The 19,263-nt window shown below is 63.9% G+C and carries 16 protein-coding genes; 11 read left to right on the top strand and 5 right to left on the bottom strand.

Features of this window, described 5'->3' with window-relative positions; all coding sequences use genetic code 11:
• The first annotated feature begins 306 nt into the window (after positions 1 to 306).
• From ABD742_RS02045 to ABD742_RS02035, 3 genes are all read left to right on the top strand, one after another.
• Positions 307 to 2,001, top strand: coding sequence for a bifunctional 3'-5' exonuclease/DNA polymerase (locus ABD742_RS02045; protein WP_234748725.1), 1,695 nt, complete (start codon positions 307 to 309; stop codon positions 1,999 to 2,001).
• A 44-nt stretch (positions 2,002 to 2,045) separates the two neighbouring features.
• Positions 2,046 to 2,909, top strand: coding sequence for a CHAD domain-containing protein (locus tag ABD742_RS02040; RefSeq protein WP_234748723.1), 864 nt, complete (start codon positions 2,046 to 2,048; stop codon positions 2,907 to 2,909).
• A 222-nt stretch (positions 2,910 to 3,131) separates the two neighbouring features.
• Positions 3,132 to 3,332 (top strand): YegP family protein, encoded by a 201-nt coding sequence (locus tag ABD742_RS02035; RefSeq protein WP_234748721.1) that lies wholly within the window; start codon positions 3,132 to 3,134, stop codon positions 3,330 to 3,332.
• Between the two features lie 41 nt (positions 3,333 to 3,373).
• Here ABD742_RS02035 and ABD742_RS02030 read toward each other — a convergent pair whose 3' ends face one another.
• From ABD742_RS02030 to ABD742_RS02020, 3 genes are read right to left on the bottom strand one after another with little or no spacing between them, the layout of a single operon-like run.
• Positions 3,374 to 4,054: an NUDIX hydrolase gene (locus tag ABD742_RS02030; RefSeq protein WP_234748719.1), complete on the bottom strand. Its 681-nt coding sequence runs from the start codon at positions 4,052 to 4,054 to the stop codon at positions 3,374 to 3,376.
• Positions 4,051 to 4,842 (bottom strand): endonuclease III, encoded by a 792-nt coding sequence (gene nth / locus ABD742_RS02025; protein WP_234748717.1) that lies wholly within the window; start codon positions 4,840 to 4,842, stop codon positions 4,051 to 4,053. The genes ABD742_RS02030 and nth overlap by 4 nt, the downstream gene beginning before the upstream one ends.
• Positions 4,843 to 4,853: 11 nt before the next feature.
• On the bottom strand, positions 4,854 to 6,005 hold the full coding sequence (locus ABD742_RS02020) for an MFS transporter (RefSeq protein ID WP_234748715.1): 1,152 nt from the start codon (positions 6,003 to 6,005) through the stop codon (positions 4,854 to 4,856).
• 425 nt (positions 6,006 to 6,430) lie between these two features.
• Here ABD742_RS02020 and acs point away from each other — a divergent pair, with 425 nt between their 5' ends.
• The 6 genes from acs to ABD742_RS01990 all read left to right on the top strand — a co-directional run bounded on the left by acs (position 6,431) and on the right by ABD742_RS01990 (position 14,799).
• Complete coding sequence (gene acs / locus ABD742_RS02015; RefSeq protein ID WP_234748713.1) at positions 6,431 to 8,467, top strand: acetate--CoA ligase; 2,037 nt, start codon at positions 6,431 to 6,433, stop codon at positions 8,465 to 8,467.
• Between the two features lie 198 nt (positions 8,468 to 8,665).
• Positions 8,666 to 9,982: an ABC transporter substrate-binding protein gene (locus ABD742_RS02010; protein ID WP_234748711.1), complete on the top strand. Its 1,317-nt coding sequence runs from the start codon at positions 8,666 to 8,668 to the stop codon at positions 9,980 to 9,982.
• A gap of 14 nt (positions 9,983 to 9,996) precedes the next feature.
• Positions 9,997 to 11,001 (top strand): carbohydrate ABC transporter permease, encoded by a 1,005-nt coding sequence (locus ABD742_RS02005; RefSeq protein ID WP_234748707.1) that lies wholly within the window; start codon positions 9,997 to 9,999, stop codon positions 10,999 to 11,001.
• The gene (locus tag ABD742_RS02000; RefSeq protein WP_234748703.1) at positions 10,998 to 11,909 is read left to right on the top strand and encodes a carbohydrate ABC transporter permease; all 912 of its coding nucleotides are present in this window, start codon (positions 10,998 to 11,000) and stop codon (positions 11,907 to 11,909) included. The genes ABD742_RS02005 and ABD742_RS02000 overlap by 4 nt, the downstream gene beginning before the upstream one ends.
• A gap of 5 nt (positions 11,910 to 11,914) precedes the next feature.
• A complete protein-coding gene (locus ABD742_RS01995; RefSeq protein ID WP_234748701.1) occupies positions 11,915 to 13,990 on the top strand; it encodes a beta-galactosidase in 2,076 nt (691 codons plus the stop codon).
• Between the two features lie 29 nt (positions 13,991 to 14,019).
• A complete protein-coding gene (locus ABD742_RS01990) occupies positions 14,020 to 14,799 on the top strand; it encodes a DeoR/GlpR family DNA-binding transcription regulator (protein ID WP_234748699.1) in 780 nt (259 codons plus the stop codon).
• Between the two features lie 86 nt (positions 14,800 to 14,885).
• On the opposite strand, the gene ABD742_RS01985 is transcribed toward ABD742_RS01990, so the two are convergent.
• Entirely contained in the window at positions 14,886 to 15,905 is a 1,020-nt protein-coding gene (locus tag ABD742_RS01985; protein WP_234748697.1) for a LacI family DNA-binding transcriptional regulator, read from the bottom strand.
• Between the two features lie 14 nt (positions 15,906 to 15,919).
• Positions 15,920 to 17,122: a Gfo/Idh/MocA family protein gene (locus ABD742_RS01980; RefSeq protein WP_234748695.1), complete on the bottom strand. Its 1,203-nt coding sequence runs from the start codon at positions 17,120 to 17,122 to the stop codon at positions 15,920 to 15,922.
• A 227-nt stretch (positions 17,123 to 17,349) separates the two neighbouring features.
• Between ABD742_RS01980 and ABD742_RS01975 the strand changes: the two genes are divergently transcribed.
• Entirely contained in the window at positions 17,350 to 18,291 is a 942-nt protein-coding gene (locus ABD742_RS01975) for a carbohydrate ABC transporter permease (RefSeq protein ID WP_234748694.1), read from the top strand.
• Positions 18,292 to 18,303: 12 nt separating this feature from the next.
• Positions 18,304 to 19,263 (top strand): carbohydrate ABC transporter permease, encoded by a 960-nt coding sequence (locus ABD742_RS01970; protein ID WP_234748692.1) that lies wholly within the window; start codon positions 18,304 to 18,306, stop codon positions 19,261 to 19,263.

Below are 19,263 nucleotides of genomic sequence, written 5' to 3'. Positions count from 1 at the left end.
TCCGGGCCGAGGGCGGCCACGTTGAAGCGCCGTCGAGCCGCCCGCGCCATTGGGCCCGACCCCGCTTGCACCGCTGTTGTGGTTCCGCTCGAGATGTTGCCCGCTCATGAAGCCACTCTCTCCGTTTCGCCACGAGCGTTGAAGGCCCGTATCGGCATATGTGGAAAAGCAACCACAACAACCCCTGTGGGGGACGAGTCCGCGTTCCGGACGGAAGCACCCCGGACGGAAGCGCCAGAAGCATCGCGGACGGCAGCTGTCCGCAAAGTGCAAGGTTCCACTGATTCACAGGGCAGAATTGTCAGCATGTACCTGCTGCTCGCCGCCCATCCAGACGGCGCAGCTATTCAGGAAAGCGATGCTGCCGGAGTAGCCGTGGCGGAGCCGCGGCTCGTACGAAAGGCCGAGCTGGCCGGCGTCGTAAGCGTGTTGGAGAAGAGTCGTCCGCGCTGGGTCTGGAACCGGACGCAGGATTGGTACCCGGCGATGCTTCAGGCAGGGGTGGAACTGGAGCGTTGCCATGACCTCACACTCTGCCGCGCCATCCTGGTCCATTCCGAGTTCACGGCCCACACGGGCTATGCCCGCAGCGCGGAAAAACTCACGCAAGACGACGAAATGCCGGTTCCGCCTCGGGTCCTCCAGCCTCCCCCGCCGCCCGCCGAGCAGGACGCGCTGTTCGACGACTTGGTCCCGCGCAGCACCCAGCCAAGCCTGAACGAGATCCGGGCCGAGTTTGCCGCCCAGCAACACGCGCTCGGCCAGGCCTCCAGGGAAGAAGGCCGGCAGCACCGCCTGAAACTGCTGCTCGCTGCGGAATCCGCCGGTGCCATGATCGCCGCCGAAATGCAGTTCACGGGTGTCCCGTGGCAGGAGGCGTTGCATGAAGAAATCCTGGAAGGCCACCTGGGTCCCCGGCCTCCCGCCGGCCACCGGCCAGCCAGGCTGGAGGCTCTTTGCAACGAGCTTCGCGGGATTCTCCAGTCTCCGAAGCTGAATCCTGATTCACCCCAGGACCTCATGCGTGCCCTGCACCGGAACGGCATCGAAGTAAAAACCACCCGCCAGTGGGAACTCAAGGAATCCAAGCATCCGGCCATCGAGCCACTACTGGAGTACAAGAAGCTCTCCCGCTTGTTCGCTGCCAACGGCTGGTCGTGGCTGGACGCGTGGGTCAGCGAAGGGCGTTTCCGTCCCGAGTACGTGGTGGGGGGCGTGGTTTCCGGCCGTTGGGCGTCCAGGGGCGGCGGGGCGTTGCAGATCCCCCGCCAGATCCGCGGCGCGGTGCATGCCGACCCGGGGCACAAATTGATCGTCGCAGACGCCTCCCAGCTCGAGCCCCGGGTTCTGGTGGCGCTGGCGCAGGACTCGAAGATGGCCGAGGCTGCGCGCGACAAGGACTTGTACGCCGGGATCGCCGCGCAGGGCTTCGGTGGCGACCGTTCGAAGGCCAAGATCGCCCTGCTCGGCGCAATTTACGGTGCCACCACGGGCGAATCCGGGCGCCTCATGCCTCAGCTGACCCGCACTTATCCCCGGGCGGTCGGCTTCGTCGAACAGGCAGCCCGCGACGGCGAAGGCGGCCGCACCGTGACCTCCAGGTTGGGCCGCAGCAGCCCACCGCCGTCGGAACGCTGGATCCGCAGCCAGCAATCCACGACGGCGGAAGAACAGCGTCGCGCGGACAGCATCGCCCGCTCGCGGGGCCGTTTCACGCGGAACTTTGTGGTGCAAGGTTCCGCTGCGGACTGGGCGTCGTGCTGGCTTGCCGAACTTCGACGGCGGCTGCGCACCGCACGTGCCGACGGCCTGCCTGCGGGAGAACTCGTGTTCTTCCTGCACGACGAAGTCATGGTCCACGCGCCTACCGAGTCGGTAGAAGCATGCATCAACGCCATCGAAGAGGCCGCGGCCGCCGCCAAGGAACTGTTGTTCGGGCGGGTTCCGGTGGAATTCCCGGTGAGCGTCGCCGTCGTCGACTCCTACGACAAAGCGAAGTAAGGGGCGCTATTGCCCCGGGCGCAACAGCAGAGGACGATTGCCCCGTGGGAAACAAGGGCCAGGCACCACTGGCTGCATACATTGCCTTCCAACTGACAGAGTTGGAGGGACAATTGCCGCTGATCGCAGCGGCAGATCCGGAAGCCGTACACAACGCCAGGCTTGCGCTTCGCCGGCTCCGTTCAGTGCTCAGCTGCTATCGCGGCATGATCCCGAAACTCCCACGGCCGGCCCGCGAGGAAGTCAGTTGGCTCGCAACTTCACTCGGCGAGTCCAGGGATGCCTACGTCCTGGCGCAGAGGATCCGGCTATCCCTCGACACAAAGGATTCCTGGAAAAGCCCCGAAGCCGTGCGCCTGGCCGTGGAGGAACTGGAAGCGTCCAGTGCCCGGTTGGCCGCTGCCCTTGGCGGGCACAAGCGCAGCAAACGCACGGTGCGGGCTGCAAGAGCCGCGCTATTGGAAGTGCCCGCCGCAAGGGAATACAAGCACCCGACGGCGGACCTCGCCGAGCGCCTCCAGGCGCGGTGGGAGCGGTTGCAGCACAGCCTCGCGGAGCAGGCGGGCAGCAGCGACCCGGAGGTGCGCAACGCTGCGCTCCACCAGGCACGCAAAGACGTCAAGTGCCTCCGCTACTCGGTGGAGGCAGTTGCGGATGCCTTCAGCCATCACGCTTCCGGGGTGATCCAGCCGGCGATCGGCCTGCAGCGTTTGTTGGGCGAGCAACATGACGCCGTCGTGGCCGGCGAATGGATCAAGGAACTGGCGAAAAACCCCGGCATTGACGCGGAAGATGCCCAGAGGCTGGAATCGATGGAGGTCCGACGGCGACTCAACGCCGAGGAAGAGTTCCGGATGGCGATCGCCGAATACCCGGTGCCTGCGCCGAGGCGCGCACTGATCTTTTGAAGTCCGGAACGATAGCCCTCACCGGGGCCGAAAGCGAGTCATACGGCGGATACGAACCTGGCATGACTCAGGCAAGTAATATACTCCAAGGTAACTTCAGCCCTCCCGGTTCTTCTCGATAGTCTCGAGTTGTGGCTTCCGAAGTGAGGAATGCCACAGTGCAAGGACGCACGAACTGTGCGAGTCGGTATGCGAGGCAGTATCCAAGGGGGAACAGCAACGATGGCTGGACGATTCGAAATTCTCAAAGACGGCGAAGATGGTTACCGGTTTCGGCTGACGACTGCCGATGGAACCCTGGTGGCGGAATCGCCGCGGTTCAAACACCTGAAGGCCGTGGCGGCCGGCATCACGGCCGTGCGGGAAAATGCCGCCACGGGCATCGTGGTGGATCACTCAAACACAACCCCGCACGCAGCGTAGCGGGAGGGCGCAGCAGCCGGAGACGCGCCTATAGCGCGAGGCTAAATCTCTATTTCGAGCACGCGCTCCGTGTCCCACGGAACAGTCCACCCCAAAGCGTCGAACAGGCCGCTGAGCACCATCCCGGTGAAACCCCAGACCACTAGTCCGTTGACTTGGAAGACCGGGCTTGAGAACGTCCGGCCGAGCCGCGTGAGCGTCCCGGTGTATCGGTTGTCTGGATCCAAGAGGTCACGCACCGGAACACGGAACACTTGCGCGGACTCGGCGTAGTCCACCACCATCACTGGCGACGGCGACGCCCACCACGCCAAGACCGGTGTGACCATAAAATTGCTGCGGATCAGGCCGAGTTCCGGCATGACACCCAGCACCTGCACGCCACCGCTGTCCAGGCCGGTCTCCTCCTCCGCTTCCCTGAGGGCCGCCGCTACGGCTGACTCATCCCCGGGATCGATACTGCCGCCGGGGAACGCCACCTGTCCCGGATGGTCGTCCAGGGTGTGGGCGCGTTCCAGGAGCAACACGTCCAAATCAGCCGGGGCCACCGGTTTCCCGGATTGGGCGGGGACGTCGTCCAAGACGCCGAAGAGCATGAGCACGGCCGCTTTTCGCGCCTTGTCCGGATCTACGGTTGCAGCGGCAATCCGCGGATCAGGGCCGGGATGCAGCCCGGAATCAATCCTTGTGATGAGACTGACGAGGTCCTCGAGCGCGGTCATGCCGGTCTCCTTTGTGATTCCATCCGAATCTCGGCCGCGCGATGGGTCTCGGCAAGCAGCTTTGCGAGAAGCGCTTCGTTGCCCGGGGCCAGTTCGTATTTGAGCAACTTGGCCGCTTTGACGGGATCCTTTTCGCCTTCGCCATAGCTCGGGCACCAGTTGGCCACCGCACATGCTCCACACGCTGGCCGGCGCGCATGGCAAACTCTGCGTCCGTGGAAAACCACGCGGTGGGACAGCATGGTCCAGTCCTTGGGCTCGAACAGCTCGGCGACGTCGAACTCGATCTTCACCGGGTCCTCGGACGACGTCCAGCCAAACCTGCGCGCCAGCCTGCCAAAATGCGTGTCCACAGTGATTCCCGGGACGCCGAACGCGTTGCCCAGCACCACATTTGCCGTTTTACGCCCGACGCCGGGAAGCGTCACCAGATCTTCCAGCCGGCCAGGAACCTCGCCGTCGAATTCGTCCACCAAGCGCGTGCTCAACGCCAGGACGTTCTTCGCCTTCGCACGGAAGAAACCGGTGGGCTGCAGGATCGCCTCCAGCTCGGCAATCTCTGCCTCGGCCATGCTCCGGGCATCCGGATAGCGTGCGAACAGGATCTTGGTGACCTGGTTGACCAGCACATCCGTGGTCTGGGCGGACAGCACCGTGGCCACTACCAGCTCGAACGGGTTCCGGAAATCAAGCTCAGCGTGGGCGTAGGGATAGAGCTCAGCAAGCGCCTTGTTGATTTTGCGCGCACGCCGCTTCAGAGCCAGCGGGGTTTCGACGACGGTGTCCACAGCCGGCCTGGTCAGCCGCGTTCGATGTGGCTGAGATCGCGCAGGACGCCCACCTTGCCGTCAGTATCCTGCACGAGGAATTCCTCGCCGCGGTCTTCGAGGGCCAGGACCCACGCGCCCGGTTCGATGGTGAAGGCGGGCATTCCTGTGTGCTCGTCGACAACGACGCGGGGATGGGCCACGGCGAACCAGAATGCCTCGTACCCCGACTGGTGGTCGGATTCGTCCTTTCGCGTGGCCGGATCCACGGTGGCGCCGATGGGCTCGTACATCCGGGGCTGATCGACCGTGCCGATGTGCTGGGTGGCGGCCCCGGCTACCATATCCGGGCCGCCGACGATCGGCGTAGCCATGGTGGCAGTAGGCAGGTGCTTGGGCTCCTCGGGCGTAGGCGTGTGCGCATGCGCGTCCCGGACACCGCCTGCTGCTGGATCCTCTGCCGACTCGGCAGGTACGACGGCGGCGGGCCCGGCGGGAGCGACGACGGCGGGTGCGGGTTCGGGGGCTTCCCCGGCCGGCGCTGGGGCAGCGGCCTCTACGGGTGCCGGGCTGGCAGGCGCCGGCATAGGCTTCGCTGGCTTCGGCACGGCAGGCTTGCGCGTTGGAATGGCCGATTCACGGGCCACAACGTGAGCGGGCTGTTCGGCCCGGTCCTTGAAATCGTCCCGGAGAAGCGGCAAGTGGGGAGCCAGGACCGTCGCGGCCAGAAGACCTATCGCGCCAATGAGACCGACGAGCACGAAAACGGTAAACGCGCCTGCTGCGGACAGGAAGAACAGGGTCAAAGCGAACGACGCCACAACGGAAGCGAACTGGTCAGTCGAGAGGGAACCGATTCTCACAATGTTCCCCGGCTGCAGGCGACGGGCAACGAACAAAGCGGCAACTACGAGGGGAAGAATGATGCCCAGTGCCAGGAAGAAAAGGTTGTCAAGGTTCCACAGGTTGTAGCGCCCGCCAAACATCGGCAGGAGGGACCCCACAAACATCAGCAAGGTGGAGCCGAAAACGGTCAGGTCCCGGATAGTGAACGGACCCAGCACGGCCTGGTACTTCGAGGAGGTCACGCTGCCGGGCTCTGGCGCCCCGGATCCAGCTGCTGCTTCGGGGGCCGATCCGGGCGCGAGTGCACCGTATTTCGGACCTTGGCTCGTCTGGTTCATGTGCAAATCTCCTTTGTACGGCGGTGCCCGGTACGCTGCCGCCCAAGGCTGCACTCCGTGTTTTCGGGCCAGGTCAGGCGGCAAGTTTTCGCGTCTCGAGACGTTCTCAGCCTATGCCACGCGTCTGACAGTCCACTAGTTGGCGCGGGCGCGGACGCCGGGATACCGCACCGTAATATTCCCCGCGTCGGGAGCCAGCCCGGGAGCCTTCGGCGCCGTTCGGCGCGAATCACCGGCCGCTCACGGTCCAGATTGTGACCGCAGACACTTGTTGTCGGCTCAAAACGCTAAGGTGGGTTCCGGAAAAGCTCTTTGCGGAATCCCGTGAGGCGCCGCAGCCCAACGCCGTGCACGATCGGCTCGGTTGGGGCGGCCCCGCTCACGGGACACCCGCGCGGCAGAGATCGATGAATGATGAGGTTCACATGTCCCAGGACGCCAATGGATCGACGACCACCGCGGCAACCGGATCCGACGGGGTAGGCAACGGCGATGCCCTTGAAAATCTTCTCCATGAGAACCGGAAGTTCGCGCCGACCCCGGAGTTCGCCGCGAACGCGGTCGTCGGCGCCGGCGTCTATGCGGAGGCGGAGGCGGACCGTCCGGCGTTCTGGGCCAGGCAGGCCCGGGAACTGCTGGACTGGGACACGGACTTCAGCCAGGCCCTGGACTGGTCCGAGCCGCCGTTCGCGAAGTGGTTCGTCGGCGGCAAGGTCAACGCCGCGTACAACGCCCTGGACCGGCACGTCGAGAACGGGCTCGGGGACCGGGTGGCCATCTTCTTCGAGGGCGAACCCGGCGACACCCGCAGCTACACGTACGCGCAGCTCACCGAAGAGGTGAAAAAGGCCGCCAACGCCTTCGAATCCCTCGGTGTGGCCAAGGGGGACCGGGTGGCCGTGTACCTGCCCATGATCCCGGAAGCGGTCATCACGATGCTGGCCTGCGCCCGGATCGGGGCCGTGCACTCGGTGGTGTTCGGCGGCTTCTCCGCCGACGCCCTGCGCTCCAGGATCGATGACGCCCAGGCCACACTCGTGGTCACCGCGGACGGCACCTACCGGCGCGGCAAGCCCAGCCCGCTCAAACCCGCCGTGGACCAGGCCCTGAGCGCCCCCGGCCACACGGTGGAGAACGTCGTGGTCGTCAAGCGCAACGGCGAACCCGTGGACTGGCACCAGGGCCGGGACCAGTGGTGGGAGGACACCGTCGGGACCGCATCAACGGAGCACACTGCCGTCGGGCATGACGCCGAACACCCGCTGTTCATCCTGTACACCTCCGGGACCACGGGCAAGCCCAAGGGCATCCTGCACACCACCGGCGGGTACCTCACCCAGACCGCCTACACCCACAGGGCCGTGTTCGACCTGCACCCGGAGACGGACGTGTTCTGGTGCACCGCCGACGTCGGCTGGGTCACCGGACACTCCTACGTCGCCTACGCCCCCCTGGTCAACGGCGCCACCCAGGTCATGTACGAAGGCACCCCGGATTCCCCGCACCAGGGCCGCTGGTGGGAAATCGTTCAAAAGTACAAGGTCTCCATCCTCTACACCGCCCCCACCGCGATCCGGACCTTCATGAAATGGGGCAAGGAGATCCCGGCCCGGTACGACCTGTCCTCGATCCGGGTCCTGGGCTCCGTCGGGGAGCCCATCAACCCCGAGGCCTGGATGTGGTACCGGGAGGTCATCGGCGCCAACGCCGGCAGGAACGGCGAAAAGAAGGAGCACCCGGCCCCGATCGTGGACACCTGGTGGCAGACCGAGACCGGTGCCCAGATGATCGCCCCCCTGCCCGGGGTCACCGCGACCAAGCCCGGCTCCGCGCAGGTCCCGCTGCCGGGCATCGCGATCGACGTCGTGGACGAGGCCGGCCAGTCCGTCCCGGACGGGCACGGCGGCTACCTCGTGGTCCGCGAACCCTGGCCCGCGATGCTGCGCGGCATCTGGGGGGACCCGGAACGGTTCAAGGAGACCTACTGGTCCCGCTTCGAGGGCATGTACTTCGCCGGGGACGGGGCCAAGAAAGACGACGACGGGGACATCTGGCTCCTGGGCCGCGTCGATGACGTCATGAACATCTCCGGACACCGGCTCTCCACCACCGAAATCGAATCCGCCCTCGTCTCCCACCCCGCCGTGGCCGAAGCCGCCGTCGTCGGGGCCGCCGACGAAACCACCGGCCAGGCCGTCGTCGCGTTCGTCATCCTCCGCGCGGACGCCGTCAACGACGGCGACACCACCATCGCCGAGCTCCGCAACCACGTCGGCAAGGAAATCGGCCCCATCGCCAAACCCCGGCACATCCTCGTAGTCCCCGAACTGCCCAAAACCCGCTCCGGCAAAATCATGCGCCGCCTCCTCAAAGACGTCGCCGAAGGCCGCGAACCCGGCGACGCCACCACCCTCTCCGACCCCACCATCATGGCCCAGATCGCGCAGTCACTGAAGAAATAGGCACGGCCCCAAACAAGCAAAGCTCCAAAGGCCACCAAGCTAAGGCGGCGGTTCTCTCCAAAGAGGACCGCCGCTTTTGTCTTAAAACCCGCCGTCGCAAGAATGTTATATTTAGTTCTTTCATGTTCTGTTTTGAGCGGTTATAGTCGAGTTCTACGTGAGAAAACTCACAAGCACCACGCTTTCAAGGGAGAGAACATGGCAGCGAATCTTGACCCGTTCCAGTCGGCCCACAATGCGGGCCCTGGACGCCGCACCATCCTGAAAACGCTCGGTATCGGTGCCGCGGGGCTCGCCGGCATTCCGCTGCTGGCTGCTTGCACCGGTGGCTCCGGGCCAGCTCCCGGAGCCTCCTCGAACAGCCTGACCTTCGGCTCGGGTTCTTCGGACGATGTTCCCAAGGCAGCCTACAAAGCCGTCACCGATGCCTTCACCAAGAAGTCCGGCATCACGGTGGCCACCAACGTCGTCCCGCACAACGACTTCCAGAACAAGATCAACTCCTACCTCCAGGGCAGCCCCGACGATGCCTTCACCTGGTTCGCCGGCTACCGCATGCAGTACTACGCGGGCAAGGGCCTCCTGGCTCCCGTGGATGACGTGTGGGCAACGATCGGCAGCAACTTCTCCGACGCCATGAAGAAGGCCTCCACCGGGCCGGACGGCAAGATGTACCTGGTCCCCAACTACAACTACCCGTGGGGCTTCTTCTACCGGAAGAGCTTTTGGGCCGAAAAGGGCTACGCAGTCCCCAAGACGTTCGATGAGCTGAAGACCTTGGCCGCCAAGATGAAGTCCGACGGCATCATCCCGATCGGCTTCGCGGACAAGGACGGTTGGCCCGCCATGGGCACCTTCGACTACATCAACATGCGCCTCAATGGCTACCAATTCCACGTGGACCTGACCGCCCACAAGGAAAGCTGGGACCAGAAGAAGGTCAGCGACGTCTTCGACACCTGGAAAGCCCTCCTGCCGTTCCAAGACCCCAATGCCCTCGGCCAGACGTGGCAGGATGCGGCCAAGGCACTCGAAGCCAAGAAGACCGGCATGTACCTGTTGGGTTCGTTCGTGACCCAGCAATTCACGGATCCCGCTGTGCTGGCGGACATCGATTTCTTCCCGTTCCCGGAAATCGCAGTGGAAGGCACCGACGCCGTCGAGGCCCCCATCGACGGACTGCTCCTGTCCAAGAAGGGCGGCGACAACAAGGCAGCGCACGACTTCCTGGCGTTCATGGGATCCGCCGAAGGCCAGAACGCCTACTCAGCCGTGGATGGCTCCAACATCGCCACCGTCAAGGGCGCCGACACGTCAAAGTTCACGCCGCTGAACAAGAAGTGCGCGGACACCATCGCCAATGCCAAGTACATCAGCCAGTTCCTGGACCGGGATGCCCTCCCTGCCATGGCGAACAACGTGATGATCCCGGCGCTGCAGTCCTTCATCAAGGACGGCACCGTGGACGTCAAGAACCTTGAAGCGCAGGCCAAGACCCTTTACGCAGCCCAGTAGGTGAAGGAATCCCCATGAGTACTACCGCCGAGAAACCTGCAGCACCGGACAGCGAGCCCGGTGCTGCAGGGCGAACCACGGCCGGCAAGAGCCAGCCCGGCACCGGCAGGCGGACCGGCAAAGCAGGCAGGGTCCGCCGCCTCACGCGCCGTGACAAATTCATCCTCGCGATCATGGTGGGCCTGCCTACGCTGATCCAGCTGCTGCTGGTCTGGCTGCCCACGCTCTTCTCCATTGCGCTGAGCTTCACCCGCTGGAACGGCCTGGACCTGAAGGACATCAAGGCCGCAGGGACGGACAACTACCGCTACGTGGTCCAGGACTATCCCCCGTTCTGGCCCGCGATCCAGCACAACGTCCTGTGGCTTGTCTTCCTGGCCCTCATCGCGACGCCCCTCGGCCTGCTGCTGGCCGTGCTCCTGGACCAGAAGATCCGCGGCAGCAAGATCTACCAGAGCATCTTCTTCACACCCGTCATGTTGTCGCTGGCCCTCATCGGCATCATCTGGCAGCTGTTCTACAACCGGGACAGCGGACTCCTGAACTACCTCCTGGGGACAGCGGGCACACCGCAGGCTGTGGACTGGTTTGGAAATTCGAACGTCAATATCTGGGCGGCCATGGTTGCAGCTACGTGGCGTCACGCGGGCTACGTGATGATCCTGTACTTGGCCGGGCTCAAGGGCGTGGACCCTTCGCTGAAGGAAGCGGCGTCGATCGACGGCGCCAATGCGGCGCAGACGTTCTTCCGTATCGTCTTCCCGGCAATGCGCCCCGTGAACATCGTGATCGTGGTGATTACGATCATCGAGTCGCTACGTGCCTTCGACATTGTGTACGTCATCAACCGAGGGACCAACGGCCTTGAACTGATCAGCGCCCTGGTGATCCAGAACCTGATCGGCGAAGGCCAGGTGATCGGGGTCGGCTCGTCCCTCGCGGTGATTCTCCTGGTCATCTCGCTGATCCCCATCGTTTTCTACCTCATCCGCACCTTCGGCAAGGAGAGCAAGGCATGAGCACCCTCGCCAACCCCATCCCGCGCACAACAGCAGCCGCAGGCACAACCCGGACCTCCGGGAAGCGCCACTACGGGACCCATATTTTCCTGACCGTCATGGCAATAATGTGGCTGATTCCGCTGGGTTGGTCCTTGTTCACGGCGTTGCGTCCCAAGGCGGATACGGACAAATACGGCTATTTCAGCCTTGGCGGCACCTTCAATTTCGACAACTTCATCCAAGCCTGGACCCAAGGCGGATTCTCGAAATACCTCCTGAACTCGGTGATCATCACCGTGCCGGCGGTGCTCCTGACCCTGTTTTTTGCCTCGATGATGGCATTCGCCGTCTCCAGGGTGAGCTGGAAATTCAACGTCACGCTCCTGATCATGTTCACGGCCGGGAACCTCCTTCCCCCGCAGGTTCTGGCAGCCCCGTTGTTCGAGATGTTCAAACATGTCACGCTGCCGTACTCCTTCAGCGATTCCGGCAACCTGCTCAACACCTACATCTCGGTGATCGCCGTGGACACGGCGTTCCAGATCGGGTTTTGCACTTTCGTGCTTTCCAACTACATGAAGGCCCTCTCGTCCGACCTGACGGAGGCCGCGCTCGTGGACGGTGCCGGGATCTGGCGGCAGTACTGGAACATCATCCTGCCGCTGTGCCGGCCCGCCCTCGCGGCGCTCGGAACCCTGGAAGTCATCTTCATCTACAACGACTTCTTCTGGCCGCTTCTCTTCATCCAAAGCGGTAACCGGCTGCCGATCACAACGGCCATCAACAACCTGCAGGGCGAGTTCCTCAGCAACTACAACCTGCTGGCGGCCGGCGCCACCATCACCGTGATACCCACCCTGATCATCTACCTCGTGCTGCAGCGCCAATTCGTGGCCGGTCTCACGCTCGGTTCCAGCAAAGGATAAAACGCATGGCAATGGATTACATCGTCGACAAGTTGGGCGGCCGGATCGCGTTCGGCGGCGACTACAACCCCGAACAATGGGCCGAAGAGGTCTGGAAACACGACGTCGCCCTCATGAAGGAAGCCGGGGTGAACCTCGTCAGTGTCGGCATCTTCAGTTGGGCCCTTCTGGAGCCCGAAGAAGGCCGGTACGAGTTCGGCTGGCTGGACAGGATCCTTGACCTGCTCCACGCCAACGGCATCAGTGCGGATCTCGCGAACGCGAGTGCTTCTCCCCCGCCGTGGTTCAGCCGCAAGTACCCCGATTCACTCCCGGTGGATGCCGACGGCGTCCGGCAAAGTTACGGTTCGCGCCAGGCCTTCGCGGCGTGCTCGCCGGACTATCGCCGGGCGGCAGCAGCCCTGACGACGGCGATCGTCCAGCGCTACGCGGGGCACCCCGCCGTCGTGATGTGGCATGTCCACAACGAGTACGGCTGCCACAACCAACCGGACTTCGGCCCCCACGCGGAGCGTGGCTTCCAGGAATGGCTCCAGGCCAGGTACGGGAGCCTGGACGCGCTCAATGAGGCCTGGGGCACGGCCTTCTGGTCCCAGCATTACCACGACTGGGCCGAGATCCTGCCGCCGCGCCGCTCGGGAACGTGGGTTAACCCCACGCAGCAACTGGATTTCGCGAGGTTCTCCTCCGATGCCCTTCTTGAGTGCTTCAACGCAGAGGCAGACATCATCCGGGCCAATTCGAAGCACCCGGTGACCACCAATTTCATGGGCTTCAACATGGGCCTGAGCGCTCCTGTGGACTATTGGCGCTGGTCCGGGCATATGGATGTCGTGTCCAATGACCACTATCTGATTGCGGCCGACGAACGGAACTTCCAGGAACTGGCCATGACAGCGGACCTCACCCGCGGCTGGGCACAGGGCAAGCCATGGCTCCTGATGGAACACTCCACCTCGGCAGTCAACTGGCAACCCCGCAATGTGGCCAAAGCACCGGGCGAAATGCTGCGCAACTCGCTGCAGCACGTGGCCCGCGGAACCGATGGCGTGTTGTTCTTCCAATGGCGGGCTTCCCGCGCCGGGGCCGAAAAATACCACTCCGGACTGGTCCCCCATGCCGGCCGCGACAGCAAAGTCTGGCGCGAAGTGGTGGAGCTGGGCCGCGCGCTCGAGAGCATTTCGGAGGTGGCCGGCTCAACGGTCCAGGCCGAAGCCTGCATCATCCACGACACCGACGCCCGCTGGGGCACCGAACTGGACTCGCACCCCAGCGAGGACGCACGGAACCTCCCGGAAACGCGGCGCTGGCACGACGCCCTCTACCGGGCAGGCGTCACCACGGACATCCGGCAAAGCACCGATGACCTTTCCGGCTACAAACTGGTGATCGCCCCCATGCTGTACCTGGTCACGGATGAAGGTGCGGCAAAGCTCCACGAGTATGTCGAAGCCGGCGGAACCCTCGTGATCACCTATTTCTCCGGAATCGTTGACGAAAACGATCACATCCGTATGGACCCGGTCAACGGCGGCGGTTATCCCGGGGCATTCTCCGAACTGCTCGGCGTGAGCATGGAGGAATTCTTCCCCCTGCGTTCCGGCGATGCCGTCGGCTTGAGCCGCTTCGGCTCCGGGACAGTCTGGAGCGAGCTGGGGAAGGCAACCGCGGCGGAGGTTCTTGCCACGTTCGACGGCGGCGGAGACACAAACGGCACAGGCGCCGGCGTCGCACGCACCGGCGTCGACGGCTCGCCGGCGGTGACCCGCCGGGCGGGATCCGCCGGACGCGGTGCCGCCTACTACGTGGCCACGAGTCTGGGCCGCGCGGGACTGGCCGAACTGGTCCAGCTCCTGTGCTCGGACGCCGGGGTGGAGCCGGTCCTGGGCATTCAGCCCCCGGAAGACGTGGAAATCGTCCGCAGGAGCAACGGCACCAAGGACTGGACCTTCGTCATCAACCACGGCTCGCAGGACGTGGAGGTGCCGCTCGACGGCGTCGAGCTCCTGAGCGGGGCACCCACCGGAGGTACGCTAAACCTTACTGCCGGAGGCGTCGCCGTCGTCGCCACTCCCGCCTAGCCACCCGCCGCCCCTCCAGAAAGGCTCCGATGCTTCAGGCAGCCCGCCACACCGCCATTGTCGACGCCGTCCAGCGCGAACGGGTTGTCCGTGTCTCGGACCTCGCGCAACTGCTGGGCGTCTCAGCCATGACCGTTCGGCGCGACATCGAGTCGCTTGAGGAGTCCGGACTCGTCGAGCGCATCCATGGCGGGGCCAAGATACCCGGCGATGCCCGGACCCACGAGCCCGGCTTTGAGCTGAAATCCACCCAGCTGATCGAGGAAAAGCACGCGATCGCCATCGAGGCCGCCACCCTGGTCCATGAGGGCATGGCCGTGGGCCTGAGCGCCGGAACAACCACCTACGAGCTCGCCAAGGTACTCCTGGAAGGCCCGCGGATCACCGTGGTGACGAATTCCATCAGGATTGCGGATCTCTTCCACAATGCCTCCGGTTCACGGCCGGTTTTCCCGGTCATCGTGACGGGCGGAGAGCGCACGCCGTCGGATGCCTTGGTGGGTCCCATCGCAACGGCCGCGCTGAAGCAACTGCACTTGGACACCCTGTTCCTGGGCGTCCACGGCATGGATGCGGACGCCGGATTCACCACGCCGAACCTGCAGGAAGCCGAAACCAACCGGGCCTTCATCAGTGCGGCCCGCAACGTGGTGGTCTTGGCGGACCACAGCAAGTGGGGAACGGTGGGCATCGCCTCGATCGCCCAGCTGGAGGAAGCCGACGTGCTCGTGACGGATTCGCATCTCGGCGAGGATGCCCGGCGCATCCTCGCCGACGGCGTCGGGAAGCTCAGGATCGCGGCACCTTAGCGTGGGAGGCCCAACTCACTCGCACTTGTTGTCGTTATGAGCCCTCAAAACGACAACAAATGCGAGTCGGTTGGGCTGGGAACGCGCTACGGGCACCCGCACGATTGCCGGATGCGCAACTGCGTGGGGAAGACCCTGTGCCGCGGGGGTTCGTTGCGATTCTCGCCCACCAGCGCGGACACCGCGGCCTCTGCCATCTCCCACACCGGCTGCTCTACGGTGGTGAGCGCCGGCCAGCTGTATTCGGCCTCGATCGAACCGTCGAAGGACGCCACGGCAATATCGTCAGGAACGGACAAGCCGGCCTCGCGGATTGCCCGCAGGAGCCCGATTGCCTGCATATCGGAGCTGGCGAAGATCGCCGTCGGACGGTTGTCGGCGGCCAGGAGGCGTTGTCCGGCGGCGTAGCCCCCGGGGCGGTCGAAACCGTCGCGGGCAAGCGGCCCAACAGGGAGTCCGGCAGCTTCGAGCGCCCGCCGCCACCCCTCCTCGCGCCCATCGGCCTCGTTGTCGGCCGTGATGCCCATGGCGAGTCCGATGTTGGTGTGGCCATGGCCGATCAAATGTTCCACGGCCAGGCGGGCTCCCGCTTCAAGGTCCACGCCTACGCTGTTGAACCCGGGAGCGATCGAGGCATGGTTCAACAGGACCGAGGGGATTTCCGCGCCGAAAAGCTCCAGTAAATCGGGTTCAAACATGACGCTTGCCAGGACCACGCCATCTACCTGACGGGCGGCGAGGTTACGGATGTGGCGGCGTTCGGAGTCCAGCTTGTTGTCGGAATTCGTCAGCAACAGGGCATATCCGCGCTCGGCGGCAGCCACTTCCACCGCATGTCCCAGCAGCGCCCAGAACGGGTTGCTGGAATCCGGAATCACGAGGCCGATGGTCTGGTTGGACCCCATTTTGAGCGCACGCGCGGCGGCATTCGGGCGGTACCCCAGGATCCGGATGGCCTCTTGGACCTTCGCTTCCGTCGCCGGCGCCACCTTCTTGGGGCCGCCGTTAACCACATAGCTCACGACGGCGGTGCTCACCCCGGCGTACCGGGCCACGTCTTTGCGCGTCACCGGTCCGCGCGGGGTGTGCACTGCCGAAGTAGTCATGGTGATCATGCTAGCTACAAAGCCTCGGGGGCATCTCCAAAGTCCGTGATGGGGAGCCGTTCGCCGCCGCGGAGCGCGGACTCGTGAGCCACGACGCCGGGGAGTGTGAAGCGCGCGGCCACCCAGGCGTTGACCGGGGGAAGGCTTCCTTTGTTCACGGCCGTGACGAAGTCGTCCACCAGGAACTGGTGGCTGCCTTCGTGCCCTGTTGGAGCTCCCTCGAATTCAACGGGGAGCCGGCCGGCGTCGTGCACCGGAGCGAGGCCGGAGATGAACGCGCCGCGAAGCTCCGGTGCGACATCCGCCAACGAGGGGTCATCGGCCGACATGCTCGGCTTGGTCTCCACCTGGTCCGAGACATCCAGGACCCCCTTTTTGTCCTGCCACAGCGTGGTGGTGGCCAACTGTTCAAAGCTTGCCTCCGTGCCGAAGAAGCGGAAGCGCGATTCACGGATGTGCGAGGGGTAACCCACGCGGCGCATCTCGTTGGTCCGCATCACGCCGCCGTCGTTCATTTCGAACAGCGCCGTGGCGTTGGAGAAGTCATTGTCGAACATGCTGACTTCCTTGTCGAAGACGCCGTCGCCGCGATCGTCCTTGACGCCGATGCAACTGACGCTCACAGCATGTCCAGGCACGGCACCCAGCACGCCACCGATGGCGTGCGTGGGGTACAGCATGGGCGGGTAGCTGGCGGTTGCTTTCCAGTTTTCGCCGCCGCTGTACTGGTAGGCCTCGTAGAAGCCCAGGTCCATGTCATGGACGTAGTCGCCTTCGGTGTAGAAAATGCGGCCGAACTTGCCGGCGGCGTGCTGCTTGCGGGCATAGACGGTGGCGGGGTTATAGAAGCTGGTCTCCCCCATGGCATAGACAAGCTTGGTTTCACGCACGGCGTCGATGATTCCGGCGATCTGCTCCTCGGAGATTGCCATCGGAACAGCCGAATAGACGTGCTTCCCGGCGCGCAGCGCCTTGATCACCAACGGCCCGTGCGTCCAGCGCTGGGTAAAGATGGCGACGGCGTCCACGTCGGAGGCCAGCAACTCGTCGAAACTGCCCATGGTGCCGTCGAGCCCCAGCTGTTCAACAGCTCTGGACGCGCGTTCAGGGAGCTCGTCCACTGCGTAGACCGCGGAAACCCCGGGGTGGAGCTTGAAGAGGTGGGCAAATTGGCCGCCGAACTGGCCAAGGCCTACTACTCCCATTGAAAACGTCATTGTTAGCCCTTCGATTCATGTGGGTGGCTTCAGAATGTCCTCGCCGCGCCGGGAGCGGCTCGACAAGTGACTCAGGCCAGTGAATCACCGGGATCTACACGAGTCAACAAAACGCAAGAAATCTAAAATAATCGAACAAAACTTCACAGATTTACTTGACCCCTTCATATCTACTCGTGTAGATTCTCATCAGTTGTAACCCACATCACAGTCAGGAAGGGTCGAAGATGACCACCCTTACCAAACCAGCGGCGCATGCCGCACCGCCCCAATCGGGCAAACCAAGCAGGTTCGGCATTCGGCGTATCGGTGACCTGAAGATCGCGTTGCTCTTCATCTTTCCGGCGTTGATCGGCTTTGTAGTTTTCTTCCTGATCCCCACCATCCGGGGCATCTACCTCAGCTTCACCGAGTACAGCATCCTGGGTGATCCCACCTGGATCGGCATCAAGAACTACACGGCAATTTTCAGCGACGATCTGTTTTGGAACGCCATGGCCGTCACGGTCCAGTACGTGGCACTGAACATCGGATTCCAGACCGTCATCGCCATCGGACTCGCGTTGCTTATGCATCGCGTGGCCAAATCAACCTTCATCCGCGGCGCACTTCTGCTCCCGTTCCTTGTGGCCAACGTCATCGTTGCGCTGCTCTGGTTCTGGATGCTCGACTACCAACTAGGCATCGTCAACGAGGTCATCAGCTGGCTGGGCCTTCCCCGCGTTGCCTTCTTCGGCAGCGAACAGTGGGCCATTCCCACCATCGCCTTCGTCAACGTCTGGCGGCACATGGGGTACACCGCCCTGCTGATCTTCGCCGGGCTCCAGTCCATCCCCAACCACGTCTACGAAGTAGCCAACCTTGACGGCGCGTCCCCCACCCGGACCTTCTGGAGCATCACCATGCCGCTCCTGCGCCCCGTGCTGGTCCTGGTCCTGGTGGTCACCGTCATCGGATCCTTCCAAGTCTTCGACACCGTGGCCGTGACTACCGGCGGCGGACCGATCAATGCCTCCCGGGTGATCCAGATGTACATCTACCAGAAGGCCTTCGGCGAGTCCGACTTCGGCTACGCATCAGCCCTGTCCGTGATTCTCTTCATCATTCTCGCCCTCGTGGCCTTCATCCAGATGAAGTTCCTCAAGGGCAACGAGACGGACCTGGACTAAGGAAACCCTGCCATGAGTACCTCCACCAATTCCCGCCGTTCGCGCGAGTCCGCCACCGCCGTCGTCGGCTCCCCGCAGTCGCGCCGCACCCGCACGAAACCCTTCAACTGGCGCCGCGCAGGCGCTTGGACCCTCGTCGTCATCGCCGTCGCCGTCACGGTTGCCCCCTTCCTCTGGATGATCCGGACGGCATTGTCCAGCAACCATTCACTGGCCTCGAACGCCGGCAACCTTCTCCCTGCAGACTTCAGCTGGGGCGCCTTCCAGCGTGTCCTGGGGCTCCAAAGCCCCGAGCAAGCCATTGCCGAGGGCGGTTCCGGCGCCGCCATCAACTTCTGGCTGTACCTGCGCAACTCAATCATCTTTGCCACCATGACCACCGCAGGCCAGGTGTTCTTCAGTGCGATGGCAGCCTACGCCTTCTCCAGGCTGCGCTGGCCCGGGCGGAACAAGGTCTTCGCGATCTTCCTGGCCACGATGATGGTCCCGCCGATCTTCACGGCGTTGCCCAACTTCCTGATGATCAAGAACCTGGGCCTGCTCAACAGCTTCGCCGGTCTTGCATTGCCCTACATGTTCATGACGCCTTTTGCCATCTTCTTCCTGCGCCAGTTCTTCCTGAGCATGTCCCGCGAAGTCGAAGAGGCAGCCATGCTCGACGGCGCCAAGCACCTCCGGATCTTCTTCCAGATTGTGATCCCCAACGCCGCAGCCCCCCTCGCCACCCTGGCGCTGCTGACCTTCATCGGTCAGTGGAACGAGTACTTCTGGCCGCTCCTGGTGGGCCAGGACGAGAACGTCCGCGTCCTCACCGTGGGCCTGGGTGTCTTCAAGTCCCAGTCCCCGCAAGGGGCACCGGACTGGAGCGGGCTCATGGCCGCCACCTTGGTGGCAGCACTGCCCGTCCTGATCCTCTTCATCGCCTTCGGCAAGAAGGTGGTCAACTCCATCGGCTTCTCCGGCATCAAGTAA

The sequence above is a fragment of the Arthrobacter ramosus genome (assembly GCF_039535095.1).
Classification (GTDB): Bacteria; Actinomycetota; Actinomycetes; order Actinomycetales; family Micrococcaceae; genus Arthrobacter; species Arthrobacter ramosus.
The sequence above is the reverse complement of the archived record's forward strand: the minus strand, read 5'-3'. Positions and strand labels throughout refer to the sequence as shown.

Bases quoted from the DNA above. Each gene is read 5' to 3' on its own strand.
- ABD742_RS01970 (WP_234748692.1), top strand. From the start codon at position 18,304: ATGAGTACCTCCACCAATTCCCGCCGTTCGCGCGAGTCCGCCACCGCC.
- ABD742_RS01980 (WP_234748695.1), bottom strand. From the start codon at position 17,122: ATGACGTTTTCAATGGGAGTAGTAGGCCTTGGCCAGTTCGGCGGCCAA.
- ABD742_RS02020 (WP_234748715.1), bottom strand. From the start codon at position 6,005: ATGAACCAGACGAGCCAAGGTCCGAAATACGGTGCACTCGCGCCCGGA.
- ABD742_RS02005 (WP_234748707.1), top strand. From the start codon at position 9,997: ATGAGTACTACCGCCGAGAAACCTGCAGCACCGGACAGCGAGCCCGGT.
- ABD742_RS02010 (WP_234748711.1), top strand. From the start codon at position 8,666: ATGGCAGCGAATCTTGACCCGTTCCAGTCGGCCCACAATGCGGGCCCT.
- acs (WP_234748713.1), top strand. From the start codon at position 6,431: ATGTCCCAGGACGCCAATGGATCGACGACCACCGCGGCAACCGGATCC.
- ABD742_RS02035 (WP_234748721.1), top strand. From the start codon at position 3,132: ATGGCTGGACGATTCGAAATTCTCAAAGACGGCGAAGATGGTTACCGG.
- ABD742_RS01985 (WP_234748697.1), bottom strand. From the start codon at position 15,905: ATGACTACTTCGGCAGTGCACACCCCGCGCGGACCGGTGACGCGCAAA.
- ABD742_RS02000 (WP_234748703.1), top strand. From the start codon at position 10,998: ATGAGCACCCTCGCCAACCCCATCCCGCGCACAACAGCAGCCGCAGGC.
- ABD742_RS01995 (WP_234748701.1), top strand. From the start codon at position 11,915: ATGGCAATGGATTACATCGTCGACAAGTTGGGCGGCCGGATCGCGTTC.
- ABD742_RS01975 (WP_234748694.1), top strand. From the start codon at position 17,350: ATGACCACCCTTACCAAACCAGCGGCGCATGCCGCACCGCCCCAATCG.
- ABD742_RS02030 (WP_234748719.1), bottom strand. From the start codon at position 4,054: ATGACCGCGCTCGAGGACCTCGTCAGTCTCATCACAAGGATTGATTCC.
- ABD742_RS02045 (WP_234748725.1), top strand. From the start codon at position 307: ATGTACCTGCTGCTCGCCGCCCATCCAGACGGCGCAGCTATTCAGGAA.
- ABD742_RS01990 (WP_234748699.1), top strand. From the start codon at position 14,020: ATGCTTCAGGCAGCCCGCCACACCGCCATTGTCGACGCCGTCCAGCGC.